Here is an 844-nt window from a genome sequence, read left to right on the forward strand (position 1 = left end):
TAAGACTTCGCGCGATTTCCCCGGGCTTCTGGTAGCGTGGACCGGCGCCGGGGAGGGAGTCGCATGCGCGTGGCCGCAGTCCTGCTGTCCTACAGAGTCTCGAGGAAGTCGCCATGAGGGACAACGGCCCCCCAGCCGTGCTGTCCCCTGGGGACTCGGTGATGGGCTACACGGTGGTGAGGCAGCTGGACCGAGGTGGCTTCGGCACCGTGTACCTCGCGACGAACGGCGGGCAGCCCTGCGCGCTGAAGCTCGTGGAGCGGCAGCGCGTGGAGGGGCGGGTGGAGAAGGAAGTCTCCATCCTCTTGCGCTTGACGCACCCGAACGTGGTGGGCATTCGCGGCTTCACCTACTGGCAGGCCGAGGAGCGCGACTTTGCCCTCATCGCCATGGAGTACGTGGAGGGGCGGAAGCTCAGCGCGTGGGTGAAGGATGAGAACCCCTGTGCCCGGCGAATTGCGAAGGTGACGCTCGACATGGCGCGGGCGCTGGAGGCCTCGCACGAGGCGGGAGTGGTGCACCGGGACGTGAAGGACGCCAACGTCATGGTGCGCGACGCGGACGGCCTGGCGGTGCTGGTGGACTACGGGATTGGGGACTACAGGGGCGCGCCCGGCGTCACCCAGTCCATGCTGCCGCCGGGGACGATGGAGTACCGGCCACCCGAGGCCTGGCTCTTCTGGAAGCAGCACATGGACCAACAGTCGGGCGCCCGCTACGTGTCCGTTCCCTCGGACGACATGTGGGCCTTGGGCACTGTCCTCTACCGCCTCCTCACGGCGAGGTTGCCCTTCGACGCGGGGACGGACGCGGAGTACGTCCAGAGTGTCATTGGCAAGTCGCC

1 protein-coding gene is annotated in these 844 nt (G+C 67.8%); it reads left to right on the forward strand.

Translation table 11 applies throughout. The features are described 5' to 3' along the window. Positions 1–113 precede the first annotated feature (113 nt). Positions 114–844: serine/threonine-protein kinase (locus tag FMP39_RS37140; protein WP_141594703.1), on the forward strand; the 731-nt coding region annotated here is incomplete at its 3' end.

Origin of the sequence: Myxococcus sp. AB056, assembly GCF_006547365.1 — a bacterium.
In the GTDB taxonomy this organism is placed as follows: Bacteria; Myxococcota; Myxococcia; order Myxococcales; family Myxococcaceae; genus Myxococcus; species Myxococcus virescens.